14 protein-coding genes are annotated in these 22,392 nt (G+C 42.9%); 10 read left to right on the top strand and 4 right to left on the bottom strand.

From position 1 onward, the window contains the following. Positions 1 to 7: 7 nt before the first annotated feature. The 9 genes from ACFS5N_RS15600 (at position 8) to ACFS5N_RS15560 (ending at position 9,829) form a co-directional block, all read left to right on the top strand. Positions 8 to 619 carry a fumarylacetoacetate hydrolase family protein gene (locus tag ACFS5N_RS15600; RefSeq protein ID WP_377187552.1) on the top strand — a complete coding sequence of 204 codons (612 nt, stop codon included), beginning with the start codon at positions 8 to 10 and terminating at the stop codon, positions 617 to 619. A 78-nt stretch (positions 620 to 697) separates the two neighbouring features. After that, positions 698 to 2,407: a M23 family metallopeptidase gene (locus ACFS5N_RS15595; protein ID WP_377187550.1), complete on the top strand. Its 1,710-nt coding sequence runs from the start codon at positions 698 to 700 to the stop codon at positions 2,405 to 2,407. Beyond that, positions 2,408 to 2,875: a thioredoxin-dependent thiol peroxidase gene (gene bcp, locus ACFS5N_RS15590; RefSeq protein WP_377187548.1), complete on the top strand. Its 468-nt coding sequence runs from the start codon at positions 2,408 to 2,410 to the stop codon at positions 2,873 to 2,875. A 161-nt stretch (positions 2,876 to 3,036) separates the two neighbouring features. Further along, entirely contained in the window at positions 3,037 to 3,591 is a 555-nt protein-coding gene (locus ACFS5N_RS15585) for an RNA polymerase sigma factor (RefSeq protein ID WP_377187545.1), read from the top strand. Between the two features lie 50 nt (positions 3,592 to 3,641). After that, positions 3,642 to 4,556, top strand: a complete 915-nt coding sequence (locus tag ACFS5N_RS15580) for a hypothetical protein (RefSeq protein ID WP_377187542.1) — start codon at positions 3,642 to 3,644, stop codon at positions 4,554 to 4,556. A 60-nt stretch (positions 4,557 to 4,616) separates the two neighbouring features. Continuing rightward, the gene (locus ACFS5N_RS15575; protein ID WP_377187539.1) at positions 4,617 to 5,057 is read left to right on the top strand and encodes a hypothetical protein; all 441 of its coding nucleotides are present in this window, start codon (positions 4,617 to 4,619) and stop codon (positions 5,055 to 5,057) included. Positions 5,058 to 5,125: 68 nt separating this feature from the next. Further along, a complete protein-coding gene (locus tag ACFS5N_RS15570) occupies positions 5,126 to 6,316 on the top strand; it encodes an aspartate aminotransferase family protein (protein WP_377187536.1) in 1,191 nt (396 codons plus the stop codon). 193 nt (positions 6,317 to 6,509) lie between these two features. Next, entirely contained in the window at positions 6,510 to 8,819 is a 2,310-nt protein-coding gene (locus ACFS5N_RS15565) for a glycosyltransferase family 4 protein (protein WP_377187533.1), read from the top strand. After that, on the top strand, positions 8,819 to 9,829 hold the full coding sequence (locus ACFS5N_RS15560) for a glycosyltransferase family 4 protein (RefSeq protein WP_377187530.1): 1,011 nt from the start codon (positions 8,819 to 8,821) through the stop codon (positions 9,827 to 9,829). The genes ACFS5N_RS15565 and ACFS5N_RS15560 overlap by 1 nt, the downstream gene beginning before the upstream one ends. A gap of 132 nt (positions 9,830 to 9,961) precedes the next feature. On the opposite strand, the gene ACFS5N_RS15555 is transcribed toward ACFS5N_RS15560, so the two are convergent. From ACFS5N_RS15555 to dnaE, 4 genes are all read right to left on the bottom strand, one after another. Continuing rightward, a complete protein-coding gene (locus tag ACFS5N_RS15555; RefSeq protein ID WP_377187527.1) occupies positions 9,962 to 11,521 on the bottom strand; it encodes a glycoside hydrolase family 130 protein in 1,560 nt (519 codons plus the stop codon). Positions 11,522 to 11,694: 173 nt separating this feature from the next. After that, the gene (locus ACFS5N_RS15550; protein ID WP_377187524.1) at positions 11,695 to 12,615 is read right to left on the bottom strand and encodes a DUF58 domain-containing protein; all 921 of its coding nucleotides are present in this window, start codon (positions 12,613 to 12,615) and stop codon (positions 11,695 to 11,697) included. A 94-nt stretch (positions 12,616 to 12,709) separates the two neighbouring features. Next, on the bottom strand, positions 12,710 to 13,030 hold the full coding sequence (gene trxA, locus ACFS5N_RS15545) for a thioredoxin (RefSeq protein ID WP_377187521.1): 321 nt from the start codon (positions 13,028 to 13,030) through the stop codon (positions 12,710 to 12,712). 327 nt (positions 13,031 to 13,357) lie between these two features. Further along, complete coding sequence (gene dnaE / locus ACFS5N_RS15540; RefSeq protein WP_377187518.1) at positions 13,358 to 16,945, bottom strand: DNA polymerase III subunit alpha; 3,588 nt, start codon at positions 16,943 to 16,945, stop codon at positions 13,358 to 13,360. Between the two features lie 284 nt (positions 16,946 to 17,229). Here dnaE and ACFS5N_RS15535 point away from each other — a divergent pair, with 284 nt between their 5' ends. After that, entirely contained in the window at positions 17,230 to 22,389 is a 5,160-nt protein-coding gene (locus ACFS5N_RS15535) for a translocation/assembly module TamB domain-containing protein (RefSeq protein ID WP_377187515.1), read from the top strand. The last annotated feature ends 3 nt before the right edge of the window (positions 22,390 to 22,392 follow it).

Here is a 22,392-nt window from a genome sequence, read left to right as displayed (position 1 = left end):
TTATTATATGAAAATCATTGCCATTGGTCGTAACTATGCTGAACATGCTCACGAACTTAACAACCCTGTACCTACAGCGCCGGTTATATTTTTAAAGCCAGATACTGCGTTACTTAAAGATAACAAGCCATTTTATCATCCGGACTTTTCTGAAGATGTGCATCACGAGCTGGAAATTGTTTTAAAGATCAGCAAAGAAGGAAAACACATTAGTGAAAAGTTTGCGGCCAACTATTATGAAGAGATAGCTTTAGGAGTAGATTTTACTGCCCGCGATATCCAATCACGGCATAAAGAAAAAGGATTACCGTGGGAGTTGGCGAAGGCTTTTGACAGTTCTGCTCCGGTAAGCACCTTTGTGCCTAAAAGTAAGTTTGCCAATCTGTATGACCTGAATTTTCACCTTGACGTTAACGGACAGCGAAAACAAACAGGAAATACAAGCCATCTTCTATTTTCTTTCGAGTATATCATAGCTTTTGTATCGCGTTATATTACGCTAAAAAAAGGCGATCTGATATTTACCGGTACTCCCGCAGGAGTAGGCAAAGTAAACATAGGCGACCATCTGGAAGGTTATTTGGAGGATGAAAAGCTGATCGATTTTTATATTAAATAAGCCACGGGAGAACCCTTGTATTTAAACTAACTGATTTTTTCTAAAACTCCGGGGCCATCCCTGGTGTATAGTATTTTGATGAATAAATACCTCTTTTTACTTCTGCCCGTACTTTGCTTTAATATTGCCCTGGCGCAAAAACCTATACAAAGCCGCGATTATCCGCAGGATTATTTTCGCTATCCCCTTGATCTGCCCCCATCTATTGCCGGCGGTTTTGCTGAGTTAAGACCTAATCATTTTCATGCCGGGTTAGACTTCAGAACTAATCAGCGCACAGGTTATCCGGTTCATGCTGCTGCAGACGGGTATATTTCGCGTATAAGGGTGCAGTTTGGTGGTGGTGGAAACATCGTCTATATCAATCATCCCAATGGGTATACTACTGTATATATGCACAATATGAGCTTTGCGCCCGAAATTGACAAAGCCTTGCACGATTATCAATATGCCCACCAATTATACGAAGTGGATTTTAACCTGCCGCCAAACCAAATCAACGTTCGTAAAGGTGATGTGATAGCCATTTCCGGCCAATCAGGTGCTGTAGCAGGCCCCCACTCGCATTTTGAAATCAGGGAAACAAAATCTGAACAGACCATCAATCCGCAGCTGTTTGGCATCACTATTCCTGACCATGTGCAACCGACAATAATGGCAGCCGGTGTTTATGAACTTAGCGACAAACCATTCAGTGAACATACGCCGCACCAATTTTTTGTGGTAAGCGGCGCAGCCGGTAATTACCATCTGCTACATCCGCAGGTTATTGAGGTAAGTGGTAACACGGCTTTTGGCATTTCAACTGTTGACAGAAACAGCGCATCATCAAATCCAAATGGCGCTTATTCGATCGAATTAATGATTGATGGCAAAACGGTTTACACTTTTGCTGCGGAACGCTTTGGCTTTGACCAAACCCACGCCATAAATGCTTATATAGATTACCCATCATTTTTGCGTGAGCACCGGTTTATGCAAAAATGTTTTATACCGCCCGGAAGTCGTATTTCTTTATATCCGCAGTCAATAAATCGGGGCGTTATCAATTTCAACGACAACCAGATGCACGATGTCCGATACATCGTAAAAGATGTGGCAGGCAACACGTCGACGCTAAGCCTTAAAGTACATTCAACACCATATCCTCAGGCGGCAGCTACCAAACCGCCATCAAACCTGTTTTATTATGACAAGGTCAATGTATTTACCTCGTCCCGGTTAAAGGTTATTATTGACCCGGGGAACCTTTACGATAACGTGGAATTCACCTATGACAGCCTTGCCAGGCGACCCGGTAAATATTCCATTACTCATCGTATTCACAATAAATTTATCCCCATACATGACCGTTACCAGATCTGGATAAAACCCGATGTAAGCTTAGGCCAATTGGCCGGCAAGGCTGTTATTACCGGAAGCGGTGGCTTATGCGACAGCTGTATTTATGAGAATGGGTATGTGAAAGGCATGGCCCGGTCATTTGGCGATTTTTACGTAACAGTAGATACCATACCGCCTTATGTTAATCCGATTAATATTCATAATGGCTCAAATATGTCAAAAGCACGGGGTATCTATTTTCGTATCGGCGATAATTTAACCGGTGTAAAGACATACAATGGCAAAATTGACGGCAAGTGGGTTTTAATGAAATGGGATTATAAAACTAAAGTACTAAGTTATACCTTTGATGATAGCCTATCGCGCGGCAAGCACAGCCTTGAACTTGTAGTAGGCGATGCAAAGAATAATTTTACCCAATACATAGCACAATTCACCCGATAAATGGCAACACCTACTGCAGGCGCAAAAGCTCCCGAATTTACCGCTAAAGATCAAAATGGCAACACCGTTTCACTGTCTGACTTCAGAGGCAAAACGGTTATTCTTTACTTTTATCCCAAAGACGACACACCCGGTTGTACAGCCGAGGCTTGCGACTTCAGGGATAACTATCAGTCGTTGTTAAGCAAAGGTTTTGAAGTAGTTGGCGTAAGCGTTGACGATGAAAAATCGCACAAAAAATTTGTCACCAAACATAACCTGCCTTTTCCGCTGATTGCAGATACAGACCACAGCATTGTGGAAGCGTACGGCGTATGGGGCGAAAAAAATATGTACGGCCGTAAATATATGGGCACTATGCGCACTACTTTTATTATTGATGCCGAAGGTGTAATTACCCATGTAATTGAAAAGGTGGATACCAAAGCTTCGTCTCAGCAGGTGCTGGATTTAATTAGCCCCCTCTAAATCTCACCGGGAAGGGGAGACTTAAAAATAATCATTTTAAAAAATCCCTCCCTGCCGGGGAGGGTTGGGTGGGGCCAATTTTTTCACTACTTTAGCACTTATTGGTCATTTAAAACAAAAACTTTAAATAACCATTTATACTAAAATTAATTTTTAGACACATGCCTACACAGGTTGATGATGCAGAAATACTCCGTAAGTTTCAGGACGAGCATACCCGGAACGAAGCATTTAATCTGCTTCTGAATAAATATCAGCAAAAAGTTTACTGGCACATCCGTCGTATGGTGATAGACCATGACGATGCGGACGATATTGTACAAGACGTGTTTATTAAAGTATGGAAAAACCTTCCCGGCTTTCGTAATGATTCACAACTTTACACCTGGATGTACCGTATCGCCAGCAATGAGTGCATTACGTTTCTGAACAAAAAGAAACAAAGGAACAACATTTCAATAGAGGATGAGGCTTACAACCTTGCAGACACGCTGGCCGATTCCAGCTATTTTAACGGCGATGCCGCACAGAAAAAGCTGCAGCAAGCCATACTAACCTTACCCGAAAAACAACGCCTTGTATTCAACATGAAATATTATGACGATATGAAATACGAGGAGATGTCGCAGGTGCTGGGTACCAGTGTGGGTGCATTAAAGGCATCGTTCCATTTGGCGGTGAAAAAAATAGAAACGATTTTACTTGGAGAAGATTAATTTTAAAAAGTGATTAAACCTTTTCATCTAAATTTCATCTATAGGTAATCATGGCAAGGGATATTGAAAATAAAGAGTGGTTAAATGACTATGATCAACTAAAACAGGTAGCTAATAGCAACCCGTTTACAGTGCCTGACGGTTACTTTGATGAACTGTCAGATCGTATCAAATCAGTAATTAAATTGGACGAAATGAAAAACACCATTTCGCCAAATGCATTTACTGTGCCTGAAAATTACTTCGAAAATTTAGCCAGCCATATCCAAAGCCGTATCGCTGTTGAGGAAATTCTGGACGCACAAAATACCGCCTTTACTGTTCCTGAAAATTATTTTGAAGAGTTAAGCGGCAATATTCAAAGCAGGCTAGTTATTGAACAAGCCAATGCTAAAGAAGGTTTAACTGTACCTGAAGGATATTTTGAAAATTTAGGTGTCAACATCCAGGCCCGCATAGCAGTCGAAGAAATGCTCGCCGGGGATACCGGACACACCGTCCCGGAAAATTATTTCGAACAATTGGCCAGCAATATCCAAAGCCGCATTGCTGTTGATGGCGCTATGGCAGGTATTGAAAATACATTAAGCGTGCCTGAAGGGTACTTTGCCGGTTTAAATGAGGCCATATTAAACCAGACAGTTAACCAACCGGTTAAAAAGGAGGTGAAACGCAAAAGCGCAATTATCCGCATGCTTTCAACCAATGCATTTAAATATGCTACTGCGGCTTGTATTGTAGCTGTAATTGGTGCCGGAATAGTTATGGAGTTAGAGTCGCCCGAGGCAATTCATGACCGTTCTTTCCTGCATAAAGAGTTATCAAATATCCCGGTGAGTGATATCCAGAGTTACCTTGAACAAAATGTTGACGGCAATGAAACACAACATACCGTAGCTACAGAAAACCTGCCTGTTAATACAGACCAGCTAAAAGCCGCATTACAAGATTTAACCGACGAATAAAAGTAGAATATGCTGTTGAATAAGTTGTGTAAACGTATTTTTATTGTCTTATTGCTATCAGTGATCAGCTATACCGGTTATTCGCAAAATTTGCGCATGCAACTGCGCGAACAAAGCTACGAACGGAAACCTGAAAGGCAAATGGCTCCCGGTATGCGCCGTATACAGGTAGTTAAAGAAGCCTTTATTGGACAACGTCTTGATTTAACCCGTGCCCAAGCCGAAAAGTTTTGGCCATTGTACCGCCAGTATCAAAACGAACTGATAGATGTTAGACGACTAAAACGCCTAAACAACTCAGATGCCCAGAGCAATGGTGTTGAGCAAGTTAAAAAAGACCTGAACTACGATACTGAATTGGTAAACATCCGTAAAAAATACAATGACGCTTTTTTGCAAATATTGCCTCCGGAAAAGGTAAGTCTGCTTATTAAATCAGAACGTGAGTTTAACGACGAGTTGGTACGTAAGCTTCACGAAGACAACAAAACGCCGATGTAAACGCATCGGTTCAGAAACATACAAAAGGCTTGTCGTATAAGTGGCAGGCCTTTTGTATTTTTGACGATATGGTAACCCTTCGGCAATTATTTTTAGCTAATAACGCGCAAACCACTGATTTTCCATTGCTGTTAGAGTTTGAGCGCGCCGAAGGAGTATATCTTTATGATTCGGAAGGAAAAGGCTTTATCGACCTGATATCCGGCATAGGCGTAAGCAATCTTGGCCACAGTAATCCAAAAGTTATCCGGGCTATAAAAGATCAGGTAGACAAATACATGCACCTGATGGTATACGGCGAATACGTGCAAACGCCGCAAGTGCGCTTCGCCGGGAAACTGGTTTCTATATTGCCTGATAATTTGCAGTCGGTTTACTTTGTAAACTCTGGCGCAGAAGCCGTTGAAGGCGCTTTAAAGGTAGCTAAACGTTATACCGGCCGGCAGCAAATTATTGCTTGTAAAAATTCTTATCATGGCAGCACACATGGTGCCCTAAGTGTGATGGGTAATGAGGCTTTTAAACAAGCCTATCGGCCATTAGTGCCTGGTGTCGGTTTTATTCGATTTAACGGCGTTGATGATCTAAAACTGATCACCGAACAAACGGCCTGTGTAATCATTGAAACCATACAAGGTGAAGCAGGTATCCGCGTGCCTGATTTGGCTTATATGCAGGCCCTGCGCAGCCGTTGCAATGAAACCGGCACCTTGCTCATACTTGATGAAATACAAGCCGCTATGGGCCGGACGGGTAAGCTGTTTGCTTTTGAACATTATGGCATTGTGCCTGATATACTTTTACTGGCAAAAGCTTTAGGCGGTGGCATGCCTATCGGCGCGTTCGTATCGTCAAAACAAATCATGTCTGCATTAAAAGAAAATCCAATTTTAGGACACATTACCACGTTTGGCGGCCACCCGGTTTGCTGTGCGGCAGGGTTGGCAGCGCTGGAAGTATTGTTGGATGAAAACCTGGCGGATACTGTTGCAGAAAAAGAAGCATTAATGCGAAGCCTGTTAGTACATCCGGCTATCAAACAAGTAAGAGGCAAAGGGCTAATGCTGGCCCTTGAGTTGGAAAACTTTCACCTTAACAAGAAGATCATCGACCGTTGTATTACCAATGGTGTTATCACCGATTGGTTTTTGCATTGCGATAATTCTATGCGCATTGCTCCCCCGCTTATTATTACATCGGCCGAGATAAAAAAAGCCTGTGACGTCATTGTAGAAGCCATTAGCTTTTATTGTGATTAGTAGTATTAAAGCCGAAATCCCGCGAGCTTAAAACTATAAACTTATTTCGGCAAATCTTGGTATGGTTTATGCCTTTTATAGGGTATACTGCTAAAAATAGTGCCTTTATCACAAAAACTGCGTTTTTGACGGGAGAACTGCACTATTTTTTAGTCACTATAGGAATATTGTGCAGGAGAAAACATACTGACCTATGACTAACACTACCATACTACCAAAAAACATGAAGATTGCTTATATCTCAACCTATCCACCCCGCGAATGCGGTATTGCTACTTTTAACCATAACCTTATGCGGGCCATTGGCACCAATTTCCCTGAGCGAAATGGACTGCTTAAGGGAGACTTTGTGGTTGCCCTCAATGATTCGGAAGACATGAATCAATATGAGTATCCTGAGGAAGTAAAATATATCATTCGTCAAAACCATCAAAAAGACTATATCCGCGCAGCAAATTACGTTAATACAAGTACTGCCGACGCTGTTATTCTGGAACATGAGTTTGGCATCTATGGCGGCGAAAGCGGTATTTATATTCTGCCATTAATTAACCGTCTGGAAAAACCACTGATTTCCATATTACATACCATACTAAAAGATCCAAGTTACGTACAGCGTGTAATCATCCGTGAGATAGCTGAACAGTCGGCCAAGATCATTGTAATGAGCCATAGGGCTGTGGATTTCTTAGTCAATATCTACGATATACCTGCCGAAAAAATACAGATCATTGAACATGGCGTACCTGACCTGGAAGCGCCGGAAGACAATCCGGTTAAAAATCTTACCCCATTTAAAAACCGTCGTGTACTGTTAACCTTCGGTTTAATAAGCCGGAATAAGGGCTTAGAAACCGTAGTGCGTGCCTTGCCACGTATTGTCAAAAATCACCCTGACGTAATGTATGTGGTATTGGGTAATACCCACCCTGGTGTTATAAAAAATTCGGGAGAAGAATATCGCGACCACTTAAAAACTTTGGCCAATCAATTAGGCGTAGCACAAAACCTCGCTTTTATAAATAAGTTTGTGGCCGAGGAAGAGTTAATACAATATTTAACAGCTTGTGAAGTTTACGTTACTCCGTATCTTAATGAGGCACAAATAACCAGTGGCACCTTGTCGTATGCAGTAGGCTCAGGCGCTGCCGTGGTTTCAACGCCATACTGGCATGCTCAGGAACTACTTGATCACAACCGCGGGCGCTTATTTGACTTTAAAAACGCCGACGCTTTGGCTGAGATAGTGAATGAGTTGCTTGATCAGGAACGGGTGATTACTGAAATGCGCCAAAACGCTTACGAATACGGCCTGCACCTGCGCTGGCCGGTAGTGGGCGCCGAGTTTATTAAGGTGGCTCAGGAAGCCTGCTATGAACACGATTATCGTGATAAAATATTAAAGAACAGCATTGTTGATCCAGAGATCATGCCTAAGTTTAGCCTGGCCCACGTACTGCGCTTAACTGATGATACGGGTATAGTTCAACATGCAAAGTACGGTATACCTAACCTGAAAGAAGGCTATTGCCTGGATGATAACGCACGCGCTCTTATTATGGCTTTAATGGCTCATAAGCGTAGTGGCAGTCGTGAAGCATTCGAATTATTGCCGATATATCTAAGTTATATCCACTACATGCAAACTGACGATGGTAACTTCAGAAACTTCATGAGCTTTAGTCGCCAATATTTAGACGACGTCGGATCTGAAGATTCATTTGGCAGAACTATTTGGTGTTTGGGGTATCTGATAGCTAACGCAGACAGTAATTCTTACAAAGAATTTGCTACTGAAGTTTTTCAGCGTTCTTTCCCGCATTTCAGGGCATTGGTTCACCTAAGGGGAATGGCCAACACCATTATTGGTATCAGCTTATATTTGGAAGTGCATCCCACCGACGAGGGCATGACAAACGAGTTGAATCGTTTAACCACTCCACTCATTGAAGCTTACGAAAAGACGCAGACTGCCGACTGGCATTGGTTTGAAGAAACCATGACTTATGATAACGCCATACTGCCATTGGCATTATTGCATTCATCGCAAATAACCGGTAATGAGCGCGTTAAAGAAGTAGCATTAAAAACTATGGAGTTTTTAGATAATCTGACACTCTCGAGCGGCTATCTTACCCCGGTTGGTAACGAAGGTTGGTATAAACATGGCGGTAACTTCCCGCTTTACGACCAACAGGCTATTGAAACCATGGCTATGGTAATGATGCACTTCAAGGCCTACCAGATATTTCGCAAGCCTGAACATATTGAAAAAATGTTTTTATGTTATAAATGGTTTCTGGGCGAAAACTCTTTACGTGCACCGCTATATGACCACGAAACCAAGGGCTGTTGCGATGGCTTGGAACGTACCGGCATTAACCGTAACCAGGGCGCAGAAAGCACCTTGGCTTACCTGATATCGCACCTTACTGTTTTGGAAGCTTTTGAATTAGAATACGAGTACAATCGTTTTCCGCAGAAATTAATAACCGCCAAATAATGAAGGCTGCTGTTTTATCACCTGTTGCCTGGCGTACCCCGCCCAGGCATTACGGCCCGTGGGAACAAGTGGCATCAAATATTGCCGAAGGATTGATAAAAAGGGGCATTGAGGTTACCCTGTTTGCTACCGGCGATTCAATTACCGCCGGCAAACTTGAATCTGTTTGCGAAAAGGGTTATGAAGAAGACCGGTCACACGATGCTAAGGTTTTAGAATGCCTGCACATCAGCAACCTGATGGAGAAAGCCGGTGCTTTTGATATTATACATAATAACTTCGACTTTTTGCCGCTTACTTACTCCGGGCTTATTGATACACCGATGATCACCACCATTCATGGTTTTTCATCGCAGCAAATCATCCCGGTTTACAAAAAGTACAACAGAACTAGTCACTATGTGTCAATAAGCAACAGCGACCGTAGCCTGGAACTAAATTACCTGGCAACAGTTTACAATGGTTTAAATACTGACGATTTTCAGTTTAATGAACACCCGCAGGATTACTTGTTATACTTCGGCCGCATACACCCCGACAAGGGAACAGCCGAAGCCATAGAGATCGCTAAAAAAAGCAAGCGGAAACTACTGATAGCCGGCATAGTGCAGGACGAATGTTACTTTAAAGAAAAGATAGAACCGCAATTAGATGACGACCAAGTAACTTATGTCGGTAGCGCCGGTCCTGATAAACGCAATGCGTTGCTGAGCAATGCGCTGGCTTTGCTCCATCCTATCAACTTTGCCGAACCGTTTGGTTTAAGTGTAGCTGAGTCAATGCTATGCGGCACCCCGGTAATAGCCTTTAATAAAGGCTCCATGCCTGAATTGATCAAGGACAAAGAAACCGGTTTCCTGGTAAATAATGTTGATGAAGCCGTTCATGTAGTAAATGAGCTAAAAAACATCAATCGCAAAACTTGTATGGACTGGGCATCGTCCCAGTTCTCAACAGAAAAAATGGCTGATGATTATTTTAGACTTTATCAGGAGATATTGAATAAGTAAACCCATAAAAAGCCGTCATTGCTTCGTTCCTCGCTATGACCTGATAGAAAAAAGGATTCCATCAAAACTCACAACAAACAATAAAGCCGAAGTATAAACTACTTCGGCTTCAATTTTTTATAAAGAAATAAACTATTTTGCTGTTGCTACAGCTTGATTCTTTTTCTTCTCCTCCGCGGCCATCTCCGCTTTTTCGGCTTTCATCTCTTTCCGGTCTTCAAGAGCTACAGCGCCGTCTTCTTTAAACTTCGCCATCAGGTCGTCGATATCAATCTCGGCGAACGAAGTCGAGTAATCTGACAAACCATAAGGTATAATGATCTTATTATTATTAATGATGGCACCGCACGAGTAGATCACATTGGGTACATAGCCTTCGCGCTCGTCACTGTTAGGTATCAGGATTGGCTCTTTTAAACGGCCAATCTCAACTTCCGGATCATCCAACTTTAACAAACTGGCCCCAAGTACATAGCGGCGCATCGGTCCGACACCGTGCGTAATCACAACCCAGCCATATTTAGTTTCAATCGGCGATCCACAATTACCAATCTGTACAAACTCCCAACTGAATTTGGGTTTTTGTAATAAGATTGGTTTTTCCCAGATATTGATCTTGTCTGAATACATGATATAGTTGTTGCAACCATCAATACGTGATATCATCACATACTTACCATTAATCTTACGTGGAAACAGTGCCAAATTTTTATTTTGGGCGCCTGCGCCGTACAGCGGCATGATTTTAAAATTATAAAAATCATTAGTCTGCAGCAGCTTCGGCATAATCAAGGCACCGTCATAAGCGGTGTAGGTAGCATAGTAGACACAACTGCCGTCATCGTTTTTAAATTGAACGAAACGGGCATCCTCAATACCTTTACGCTCATATTCAGATATCGGGAATATGACACGGTCTGATATATCAGTATCCAGCGAGAAAACTATTTCATAGTATGAATCGGCGAGCCAAAGCACTTTGTCATACTCCAGCTTTTTCATATCGTTTTCCTGCAACTTCTGCGAGTCAATAATAATGCGGCGCAGGTTAGAGTATTCAAAGTGATGATCGAGCTTTGATTCCAGTTCGCGCAGCACATCAATATTAATCTGGGTGATAGCTGCCTTTTCAAAAAACAGCTTTTTATTGTAAACTGCGTTGCGCACAATTTCGGCTTCGTCAATATAATTACCGGCCGGTAAAACGGTGATATTATTGTTTTTGTCAATCAATGCGCGGCGGAAAGTGATAGACGAAATATGCCCCTCGCCCACTGCCCTAAAACTCATGATCACGCGGCGCTCGCCTTCTGTAAGTTCATTCTGATCAGGATCCTGCACAATGGATGGGTTAAAAAATGCCGCCGACTCAATTGAATATTCATGCGTAAAATACGACCCGATAAGCAGCTTACGGTAAACGGTAAGCGTATCATAGTCTATATTCAGTTCAGAGAAGAATGGCTTGAGTTTAGAACAGTGACGGTTTAATACACGGGTGATGTTGCGGTGCCGTTTAGAATATTCCTGCAACAGAGGAGATATAATGCTAAATGCTTCTTCCTCACTTATACTCATCACGCGCTCCAACACCTCTTTGGCACGGTCGTTCCCGTTGAAAAAAAATCTGGCTATAACACGTTTGGGATCTGGATTAACTCTTACAGGCTTTCGTTCAACAGCTAACTTCATAAATTATTAGTGAGTTTTATGTTTTAACACATACCTGCGCAAATTGATTTGCTTAATTTAATTTTTTGTCAGAAACTAATCTTGTCATTCTGAGCATAGCGAAGAATCTTATCAAAGCAATAGGCAAATCGCATAAGATTCTTCGCTATGCTCAGAATGACAAACTGGAAAATTTAGACCATTGAGTTCCGCTTAATAAGGTAAGATTTGAGAATGTTATAGTATCCATCGCTTATAGCAGCGTCAACCATATCTATATGATACTGGGCACATTTTAACTCCAGCAGGTGTTTATAACTTTGCAAGGCCGATTGGTAAGCTTCGCGGATTTTACCGGGATGTACTTTAACCTCTTCGCCACTTTCAATATCAATAAAATGGTGCGGGCGATTACCAAAGTCAAAATCTTCCTCTGTTTGCTTATCGGCAACGTTAAAGATAACCACCTCATGCTTATTATATTTTAAATGCTGAATGGCAGCAAACAGGGCGTTCATTTTTTCAGGATCAAGGTTATTTTCCAACATATCACTAAAAATGATCACCAGCGAGCGCTTATGGATTTGCTCGGCCGCCTGGTGCAGCACATTGGTGATATTGGTGGTAGTATTTTTTTTGGGATTATTGTACAATTTTTCCAGCTCGGCATACAAATAAAATAAATGTGCCGAGGTTGATTTTACCGGGCTTATCCAATCCATTTTATCTGAAAATATGCCTAATGCAAAAGCGTCGCGCTGTTTTTTGAACAGGTACATCAGCGAGGCTATGGCGTAGATGGAAAACTGCAGCTTGTCCATCCCCCTGTCGGGAAAATTCATGGACGATGAGGTATCCAGCAGCAAATAGCACCGCAGGTTGGTCTCTTCTTCAAATTGTTTTACAAATAACTTATCTGTACGGGCCATCAGCTTCCAATCGATGTTTTTTACCGACTCGCCATTGTTGTACAATCTGTGTTCGGCAAACTCAACTGAAAAACCATGAAATGGGCTTTGGTGCAAGCCCGTTACAAAGCCCTCGACCACCTGTCGGGCCAGGAGCTCGAGGTTGGCCAATTGGCGTATTTGCTGATCGTCGTTTAACTGAGGCATAATTTAACTAATGTAATTATTACCACATAAAAGTGCATAAAAAAAGCGCTACAAACATTTGTAACGCTTTTTTATACTTAAATATATATAAGAATTAAGCTATTTGCTTATCTAATTTACCTGCCAATACAGATTTTGGTACAGCACCGATTTGTTTGTCAACAATCTCGCCATTTTTAAAGTATAGTAAAGCAGGGATGTTGCGGATACCATATTTTACAGAGATACCAGGGTTGTGGTCAACGTTCACTTTACCTACAATTGCTGTATCTGCGTATTCTTTTGATATTTCTTCAACTACCGGACCAACCATGCGACAAGGGCCACACCATTCTGCCCAAAAGTCAACTAATACTGGTTTATCTGATTTTAACACAAGCTCCTCGAAGTTTGCGTCTGTAATTTCTAAAGCCATGATTTTTCTTGTTTTAATTATTCAACAAATATGAGTATTCAAATTACTTGCCACAAGTACCCACCTGACAATCTGACAAAGAAATTACTAACAATAGGTTAAGTTATACACTTTGATGATGAAGTGGCAGGGAGGCTATTAATTATCATCCATTTTGTCATTTCAAGGTACGAGGAGAAATCTTAAACGCCATACAATAAAAAGGGGGTGTCACCCTGAGCTCCGTCGAAGGGCAAGCGCAGGACTTAAAAACGTTAACTTGGCTTTTGCGCTCATGCTTCGAGAGCCTCAGCATGACGCCCGTTTTTGGATATTATTATAACGTGCCTAATTCAATACCGGTGCCACATTCGTCAAATTAAATAGCTCAGTCATCAAATCATCGCTGGGACTCACCTTATAGGCTTTTGAAGGCATATCTACACTCATACCGTCGCCGCTAATTCTGAAACGCAGCGAACAATTACGCATAGGATATTTCTCATTATTAGCCTCAACTATTTGTTGAATACCATTTAGCAACTGATCTGTAAGGTTGCTCAATTCTAAATTTATGGTTACTGATTTGGTCAGCTTGTCCCGCATTTCTGAAAGCAGGCTCACGGTGCTGATACGCAGGTCCCAATTGTCTTTTTGACGGAATTTTTCTTCGATAGTGCCCTTAATATGAAGGAAATAACCATTTACCATCAACGCCTTGTGCTTGATGTAATCGTCGCCAAATAAAGCAAACTCGTACGATTCATTATAATCTTCCAGCACAAACGTACCAAAAGGCTTACCCGTTTTAGTCATTTTATGCTGAGCATTGGCAACCAAGCCGCCAATGGCTAGCTCGCCGCGTTTACGCAGCTGTGCAAAGGCATTCATTACCTCTTCGCCCCCTTCGCCCGAACGAGCTTTTTGCATGGTTTTTAAATCGGTTATGGTTGAGTTACAATAGCGTTCCAACTCAAGTTTGTAATTATCTAAGGGGTGGCCGGTCAGATAGATGCCTATAACCTCCTTCTCGTATTTTAGCTTTTCGATCAATGCCCACTCTTCGCATTCAGGCATGGCAGGTTCGGGAATATACGATGCTACCGACCCGCCAAATAAAGATGACTGAGAGCTATTCTGCGTATTTTGGTAATCGTTGGCATATTTGATTAACCGTTCAACACCGGTTAAGGATACAGTTTCAGACTTGGCGAAGAACTGCGCACGATTTAAACCAAAACCATCAAAAGCGCCACCGTAAACCAGATTTTCATAAGCTTTGCGGTTTACGTTGCGGGTATTTGACCGTTTCGCAAAATCGTATATTGAAGTATACGGACCACGCTCAATACGTTCGTCAATGATACTTTCAACCGCCTTTTCTCCTACTCCTTTAACACCTGCCAAGCCAAAGCGAATCACTCCATTCTTATTTGCCGTGAACGACATGTAACTCTCGTTAATATCCGGCCCCAAAACCTCTATACCCATGCGGCGGCACTCCTCCATAAAGAAGGTGATCTTCTCCATACTGTTCTGGTTGTTTAATACCGCGGCCATGTACTCGGCCGGATAATGCGCTTTCAGGTAGGCGGTTTGGTAAGCCACGAAAGCGTAACAGGTAGAGTGCGATTTGTTGAAAGCATACTGGGCAAACGCTTTCCAGTCGGTCCAGATCTTGGTGAGCTTATCTTTAGGATGTCCTTTCGCCATGGCGCCTTCCATAAACTGGGCTTCCATTTTGTTCAACACCTCAATTTGCTTTTTACCCATTGCCTTACGCAAAACGTCGGCATCGCCTTTACTAAAGCCAGCCAGCTTTTGCGACAAAAGCATCACCTGCTCCTGGTACACGGTAATACCATAAGTTTCGCCCAGGTACTCCTCCATGTCCGGCAAATCGAAGGTAATTTCCTCGCGGCCGTGTTTACGGTTAATAAAGTTAGGTATGTACTCAATCGGCCCGGGGCGATACAGGGCGTTCATGGCAATCAAATCCTCAAACTTATCGGGTTTCAGATCGCGCAGGTACATTTGCATACCGTCACTTTCAAACTGAAACGTGCCGTTGGTGTCGCCGCGTTGGTAAAGCTCAAAAGTCTTCTCGTCTGTTAATGAGATATAATCGATGTCGATATCGACATTATGATTTTGTTTGATCAGCCGTAACGCATCTTTGATGATAGTCAGGGTTTTCAGGCCCAAAAAGTCCATCTTTATAACACCGGCATCTTCAATTACACGGCCATCATACTGGGTAACCAGCAGGTCAGAGTCTTTTGCTGTGGCCACTGGTACAATATCAGTTAAATCATAAGGCGCAATAATAATACCTGCAGCGTGCACACCGGTATTACGTACTGAACCTTCCAGCTTTTCAGCCTCGCGAAGTACGGTACCTTTTAAATCGCCGCTTGACTTATAGATCGCTTCTAGCTCAGGCACCTGCTCAATGGCTTGTTTAAGGGTGATACCCAAGGTTTCGGGCACCAGTTTTTTGATGGCCGATACATCAGCCAGCGGCATATCCAAAACACGCCCCACATCCTGTATACTGGTACGGGCCGCCATTGAACCATAAGTAATAATCTGCGCTACCTGATTTTTGCCGTATTTGTCAACCACATAGTCGATAACTTTCTGCCTGCCCGAGTCGTCAAAATCAGTATCAATATCGGGCATCGACTTACGGTCGGGGTTCAAAAACCTCTCAAACAGCAGGTTATACTTAATGGGGTCGATATTGGTGATACCAATACAATAAGCCACTACCGACCCGGCTGCCGACCCACGACCCGGCCCGATGAACACGCCCATATCGCGCCCGGCCTTGATAAAGTCGGCCACAATTAAAAAATAACCTGCAAAACCCATGGTGCGTATGGTAAACAGCTCAAAGTTGATCCTTTCCTCGGCTTCAGCAGTTAATTCTCCATATCGCTCATGTGCACCTTTAAAGGTGAGGTGTTTCAGATATTCCCATTGGTTAAGGGTATCTGCATCGGGGGTAAGTTCGCTGTGTATCTTAAACTCGTCAGGTATCACAAAGTTAGGCAGCAAAATATCGCGCTTCAGCTTCAGGGTTTCTACCTTGTCGACAATTTCATTGGTATTATCCAGCGATTCAGGCAGGTCATGAAACAACTGCCCCATTTCGGCCTGGGTTTTAAAGTAAAACTGATCGTTCGGGAAACCAAAGCGATAGCCCTTACCACCTTCTTCGTCAGTAGCTATTGGTGTGCTTTGCATATCGCCGGTGTTTACACAAAGCAAAATATCGTGCGCGTTTGAGTCCTGCTGATCTACGTAGTGTGAATCGTTGGAACAGATCACCTTTACGTTATATTTCTTAGCGTATTGCAGCAATACGTTATTGATGATCTCCTGCTCAGGAATATCATGACGCTGCAACTCTATATAATAATCTTCGCCAAACAAATCCAGCCACCATTTAAATTCGGCCTCGGCTTCCTCAGGCGTACCTTTTAAAATGGTTTGCGGTACCGATGCACCTATACAGCAGGTGGTAGCAATAAGCCCTTTATGATATTTCAGGATAAGCTCCTTATCAATACGGGGCCATTTACTATAGAGGCCTTCCATGTATCCGTATGAGCATAGCTTAACCAGATTTTTATAGCCTTCGGGATTTTTAGCCAAAAAAAGCTGATGACGGCGAACGTCCTTTTTTTCTTTGGTAAACTGCTTCCGGTGACGGTCTTCAACTACATAAAATTCGCAGCCTACAATAGGCTTAACATTATGCTTACCGGCCTCGGCCACAAACTTAAACACGCCAAACATATTACCATGGTCAGTTATAGCCAGGGCTTTCATGCCATCGGCAGCTGCTTTTTTATACAATTTTGATATATCAGCAGCACCATCAAGTAATGAAAATTGGGTGTGTACGTGTAAGTGCGAAAATTCGGGCATCGTCTATTCCTGTCTCTGTTTTTTGTACGAATACAAATTTATCAAAAAACAACTTTAGGTGTAGCGTTGTTGAAAAGTGTGTAAACGTTGATATAATGACGCAGAAATACGCAAATTTATTATTGCCGATCTAAACATGTCCCCTGCTTTACCCCTCTTTGTTACCTGCAAAACACAGGCAATAAAGCTAAGCAATGACCGGATAAACGAAACTTTTAGCTGTTTTGCAGGCTATTTGGTAATTAACAAACAAATGCATCTTAACCTTTGAAAAAATTATAAAATTGGGACGATTTGGACGTATAGCTTTAAAAACTATTCTTTGGATAATTGCAAGTGTCATTTTTCTGGTGCTGCTTGTAATCATTTTAATACAGGTGCCGGCGGTACAAAATTTTGCAAAAGACAAGGCGGTTACTTTTTTACAAAATAAAATCCATACTAAAGTTGAGATAGGCCACATTAGCCTTGGCCTGCCTAAGCTTTTGGTTTTGGATGATGTTTATTTTGAGGATCAAAAGAAAGACACCCTGATAGCAGGCGACAAGCTGAAAGTTGATATCAGTATGTTGAAACTACTGCACCACCAGGTTGAGGTGAATGAAATTAACCTGCAAGGCATCACCGCCAATATTTACCGCGGTAAGGACAGCGTTTTTAACTTTGACTACATTATCAAAGCTTTTGCCGGCGAGCAAAAAAAGGAGCCTAAGCCTGCCGACACAACCTCGAGCATGAAATTTTCGATGGATAAGATCATCCTTGACCGTATTCATGTTAAATACAAAGACCTGACTACCGGCAATGACGTCAAATTCCTGCTGGGTCATTTTGATACCCGCATCAAAGATTTTGATTTGGATAAGATGAAATTTACCATCCCGAAGATCAACTTATCGGGTGTAAATGCACAGGTTATTCAAACGCCTGCAGGTTCGTCAATAGCACAAGCGGCCAATATAGATACCACAGTGGCCAAACCGCTGAATATCCAGCTTGATTTAGGCACTATTGATCTGGCTAACATCAACGTAGTTTATCGCAGTACCGAAATGGATGCCAACGTAAACCTGAACAAGTTTTCGGTAGAGATGGATAAGATCGACCTCAAAAATCAAAAAGTAGGTATTAAAAGTATTGATCTGAGCGACACCAAAGCGGCTTTAAAATTGAACAAACCCAAAACCGTTGTTAAAGCCGTTGTAAAAGCAGTTAAAAAACTGGACACCATAGTGGCTAATCCGCAGAATGGCAAGGGCTGGTCGGCTACACTGGGTAAGATAACTTTGCGTAATGACGATATTAAGTTTGATAACGACGCACAGGCGCCAATAGCCAGGGGTTTAGATTTTGGGCACATGCACATTCAAAACCTGAATGCCGACGCGGGACAAATCTCTTATACGCCTGATTCGCTTTCAGGTAACATCAACGCCTTCACTTTTAAAGACAAGAGCGGCCTGGCTATAAATAAATTCCACACCAAATTCTTTTACGGACCAAAAAATGCCTACCTGAACAACCTGTTGGTTGAAACCCCGAATTCGGTGATTCAAAAACAAGTGCAGGTAAGTTATCCGTCTATAGCTGCCATATCCAAAAACATTGGCGCCCTGCATATTAATGCTAATGTTGACGGCACTAAAGTTAGTTTGAAAGATGTATTATTATTAATGCCCACCATGGCCAGCATGGAACCATTTAAGCACTATCCTAATTCGGTTTTCAGGATTGATGGCAAAGTTGAAGGTGCCGTGAATAACCTGAATATCCCCGAACTGGAGATACGTGGTTTAGCTAATACCCACATTAAGGCATCGGCCAGGTTACGCGGCCTGCCTGATATGAATAAAGCGTACTTTGATGTAAACCTGGCCGACTTTACTACCAGCGCCGCCGATATTGCAAAACTTGCTCCGGCCGGAAGCATCCTTTCAAATGTAAGCATACCCAACAGTATGAATTTGAGGGGAACCTTTAAAGGTGGCATGTATAATTTTAACACCAAACTAAACCTGCGCTCAACTTATGGCGCAATGGATGTGGTGGCCTCATTAAAAAACAGCAATAATAAAAATCACGCAACGTATTCGGCTAATATCAAAGCTAACCAGTTAAATGTGGGTGCGCTAACTAAACAACCTAAAATGGTGGGCATGGTTACTATGTCTGCTAACGTAAAGGGCATTAGTCTTGACCCTAAAAAGGCCAGCTTGCAGTTTAATGGCAATATTGCGCAGGCTTATATAAAAGGTTATAATTATAAAAACCTGGTATTAAAGGGCACAGCTACCAATGGTAACTACGCTGTAACCTCTGCCATGCGAGACCCGAACATCAATTTTAAACTGGATGCGAAGGCTAATCTCAATAAAAAATATCCGGCTATAAAAGTTAACCTGATGCTGGACAGCCTGAATCTGCAGGCGCTTCATTTTAGCACTACACCGCTGCGTATACATGCCAAAGTAGTAGCCGATGTACCAACTGCCGACCCGGACTATTTGAATGCCGATGTAAAGGTAAATGAGCTGCTGGTGGTTAATGCCGATCAACGCATCCATATCGACTCCATCAGCCTGATATCGAAAGCTACGGCAGATAGCAGTGCATTGCGACTAAAAACACCTTTTCTGACGGCACGCATGAGCGGCAAATACAAACTCACCCAGGTTGGCGATGCCATGCAGGATCTGATCAATAAATATTTTGATACAAGCCTGGGCGCAGCCAGGCCAAAATCCAAACCAACCTACTCGCCGCAGCAATTTACGTTTGCATTAAACGTAGTAAAAACACCGCTGGTTGCCCAATTTGCGCCTACGCTAACACAGCTTGATCCTATTAACATACGCGGGCGCTTTAACAGCAGCACAGGCGAGTTTACCGTTTTAGGTAATATACCCAAGATAGTATATGGGACAACCATTATAAATAATGGCAAACTTAATATCAACACCAACAACAATGCCCTTAATTATAGCTTAACGGTTGATGAGGTAAAAATGTCGTCGTCTTTAGACTTGCTGTACCCAAGCATTACCGGCAGCGCCAGGGATAACAAATTGGGCATCAACGTACAGGTGCGCGACGCCTCGCGTAAGGAGCGTTACCGTATTGCGGGTACATTCAGTGCTTTACCTAACGAGTACCAGTTCAGCTTCCTTGAAAACGGGGTGATGTTTAACTACGTCCAATGGGCAGTTAACGCCGATAACTCGCTGCAATTTGGCAGCAAGGGCGTTTTGGCGCATAACTTTACCATTACCAACAGTAACCAGGTGTTAAGCGTTAACAGCACATCGCAAGCGTACAATTCGCCGATAAAAGTGAGCTTCCGCGATTTTCATATCGAAACATTAACACGCATGGCCCAACAGGATTCGTTACAGGTTGGCGGTGTGATTAATGGCGATGCCAATATCAGCGACTTTCAAAAATCAATGAAGTTTACAACTGATTTGAAGATCAATGACTTTAGCTTTAAAGGCGACACGGTAGGTAACATCGCCCTGAATGTAAATAACCAGACTGCCGATGCCTATGCTGCTAAAATGAGCATTACCGGCAAAGGCAACCAGGTTGACATGCAAGGGGTTTATTACACCAGTCCGGCTAGTAGGTTCGACCTCGACCTTAACATTGTGAAGCTTAATATGAAGAGCATTGAGGGCTTTAGCTTTGGCGCCATCAGGAACGCCAGCGGCATAATCAGTGGGGATCTCCGTATAACAGGGACGCCAAGTGCACCGGTGGTAAGGGGCGATGTGAACTTTAATAAGGTGGGCTTTAATGTAAGTATGCTCAACTCTTACTTTACGATGCCTAAAGAAACTATTACTTTTAACGAGGATGGCATTCTGTTCAGGGACTTTACCCTAGTTGACTCGACCGGCAATAAGGCGGTGGTAACCGGTACCCTGTACACCAAAACTTTTACCGACTTTAAATTTGGACTGGACATTAATGCTAACAATTTCAGAGCAGTTAACTCGACAGCAGCCGACAACAAGTTGTTTTACGGCAAGTTGTATATAGACACCCACATAAGCGTAAGAGGCACGCAGAACGCACCTCGTGTCGACGTTAACCTGACAGTGAACGATAAAACCGACATGACCTTTGTTTTGCCGCAAACCGACCCCGGCATTGAAGACAGGAAGGGCGTAGTTGAGGTGATTAATGAGAATGCGCCGAAGCTGGATTCCATCATGATGGCGCGGAAACTCGATTCGCTGAAACAAAGCAGTTTAAGTGGCCTGGATGTTAATGCTACCATCAACATTAACAAAGGCGCCAAATTTGCCGTGGTAATCGACGAACGAAACGGGGATGTGGTACACCTGCAGGGCCAGGCTAAGCTGAATGGCGGTATAGACCCTAGCGGTAAAGTTAGCTTAACCGGCACTTATACGGTTGAGGATGGCTCTTACAACCTGGCCTACGCTACCGTTAAGCGTACTTTCAAATTTAAAAAAGGCAGTTACATTACCTGGACGGGCGACCCAACCCAGGCAGACGTGAACCTGACGGCCATTTATGTAGCCAATGTCCCTCCTATTGATTTGGTAAACCAGCAGGACGATGGCAGTACAAACTCTACTATGTTAAAGCAAAAACTGCCGTTTAATGTGTTGCTACAGCTCAAAAATCAGTTGTTGAAACCGGATATCAGCTTTGACATTGTATTGCCTGACGACACTTATACTGTATCGCCTGATATTATTACGCAGGTAAATACCCGTTTATCGCAAGTGCGGCAAGATCCTAATGAAATGAACAAGCAGGTACTCGGCGTTTTGGTACTGGGGCACTTTATTGGCGATAACCCGCTGCAAAGCCAGGGCGGCGGCACCGGTATTAATGGCGCTATCAGAAATAGTGTAAGCAGCCTGCTATCTGATCAGTTAAATAAATTGGCCGGCAACCTGATTGGCGGCGTGCAATTGAGTTTTGATTTGACTTCAGGAGCAGATTACTCTACCGGTGTACAACAAAACCGCACTGACCTGAACGTCGGGCTGTCAAAACAATTCCTGAACGACAGGCTGACCGTTACCATAGGCAACAACTTTAACCTGGAAGGTCAAAATCAGCCTGGACAAAAAACTACCGATATAGCCGGCAACCTTTCTGTAAATTATAAGCTGACCCAGGATGGCCGCTACATGATTCGCGCTTACCGTAAGGATGAATTTATAGTAGTTGAGGGACAGGTAGTTGAAACCGGCATTGGCTTTTCGCTCACCTATGAGTACAATCGCTTTAAAGAACTCTTCCGCAAAAAATCGCAGCGCGAAAAGCAGATGCAGAAGGAATACAAAGAGAAGCAAAAAGAACAAAAGAAAGAGCAAAAAGAAGCCGAAAAACAGCATGACGAAAATGTAGCCCCGGTAACACAACCGGCAGATAAACCGGCTGAGCAAAAAGAAACCTCAAACTAACCC

Source organism: Mucilaginibacter ximonensis, assembly GCF_042686265.1.
Taxonomy (GTDB): Bacteria; Bacteroidota; Bacteroidia; order Sphingobacteriales; family Sphingobacteriaceae; genus Mucilaginibacter; species Mucilaginibacter ximonensis.
This window is presented reverse-complemented; position numbering and strand designations above follow the sequence as displayed.

What these genes read in the sequence shown, in the direction of transcription:
- ACFS5N_RS15600 (WP_377187552.1), top strand. Translation starts at nt 8, where the DNA reads ATGAAAATCATTGCCATTGGTCGTAACTATGCTGAACATGCTCACGAA.
- ACFS5N_RS15595 (WP_377187550.1), top strand. Translation starts at nt 698, where the DNA reads ATGAATAAATACCTCTTTTTACTTCTGCCCGTACTTTGCTTTAATATT.
- bcp (WP_377187548.1), top strand. Translation starts at nt 2,408, where the DNA reads ATGGCAACACCTACTGCAGGCGCAAAAGCTCCCGAATTTACCGCTAAA.
- ACFS5N_RS15585 (WP_377187545.1), top strand. Translation starts at nt 3,037, where the DNA reads ATGCCTACACAGGTTGATGATGCAGAAATACTCCGTAAGTTTCAGGAC.
- ACFS5N_RS15580 (WP_377187542.1), top strand. Translation starts at nt 3,642, where the DNA reads ATGGCAAGGGATATTGAAAATAAAGAGTGGTTAAATGACTATGATCAA.
- ACFS5N_RS15570 (WP_377187536.1), top strand. Translation starts at nt 5,126, where the DNA reads ATGGTAACCCTTCGGCAATTATTTTTAGCTAATAACGCGCAAACCACT.
- ACFS5N_RS15565 (WP_377187533.1), top strand. Translation starts at nt 6,510, where the DNA reads ATGACTAACACTACCATACTACCAAAAAACATGAAGATTGCTTATATC.
- ACFS5N_RS15560 (WP_377187530.1), top strand. Translation starts at nt 8,819, where the DNA reads ATGAAGGCTGCTGTTTTATCACCTGTTGCCTGGCGTACCCCGCCCAGG.
- ACFS5N_RS15555 (WP_377187527.1), bottom strand. Translation starts at nt 11,521, where the DNA reads ATGAAGTTAGCTGTTGAACGAAAGCCTGTAAGAGTTAATCCAGATCCC.
- ACFS5N_RS15550 (WP_377187524.1), bottom strand. Translation starts at nt 12,615, where the DNA reads ATGCCTCAGTTAAACGACGATCAGCAAATACGCCAATTGGCCAACCTC.
- trxA (WP_377187521.1), bottom strand. Translation starts at nt 13,030, where the DNA reads ATGGCTTTAGAAATTACAGACGCAAACTTCGAGGAGCTTGTGTTAAAA.
- dnaE (WP_377187518.1), bottom strand. Translation starts at nt 16,945, where the DNA reads ATGCCCGAATTTTCGCACTTACACGTACACACCCAATTTTCATTACTT.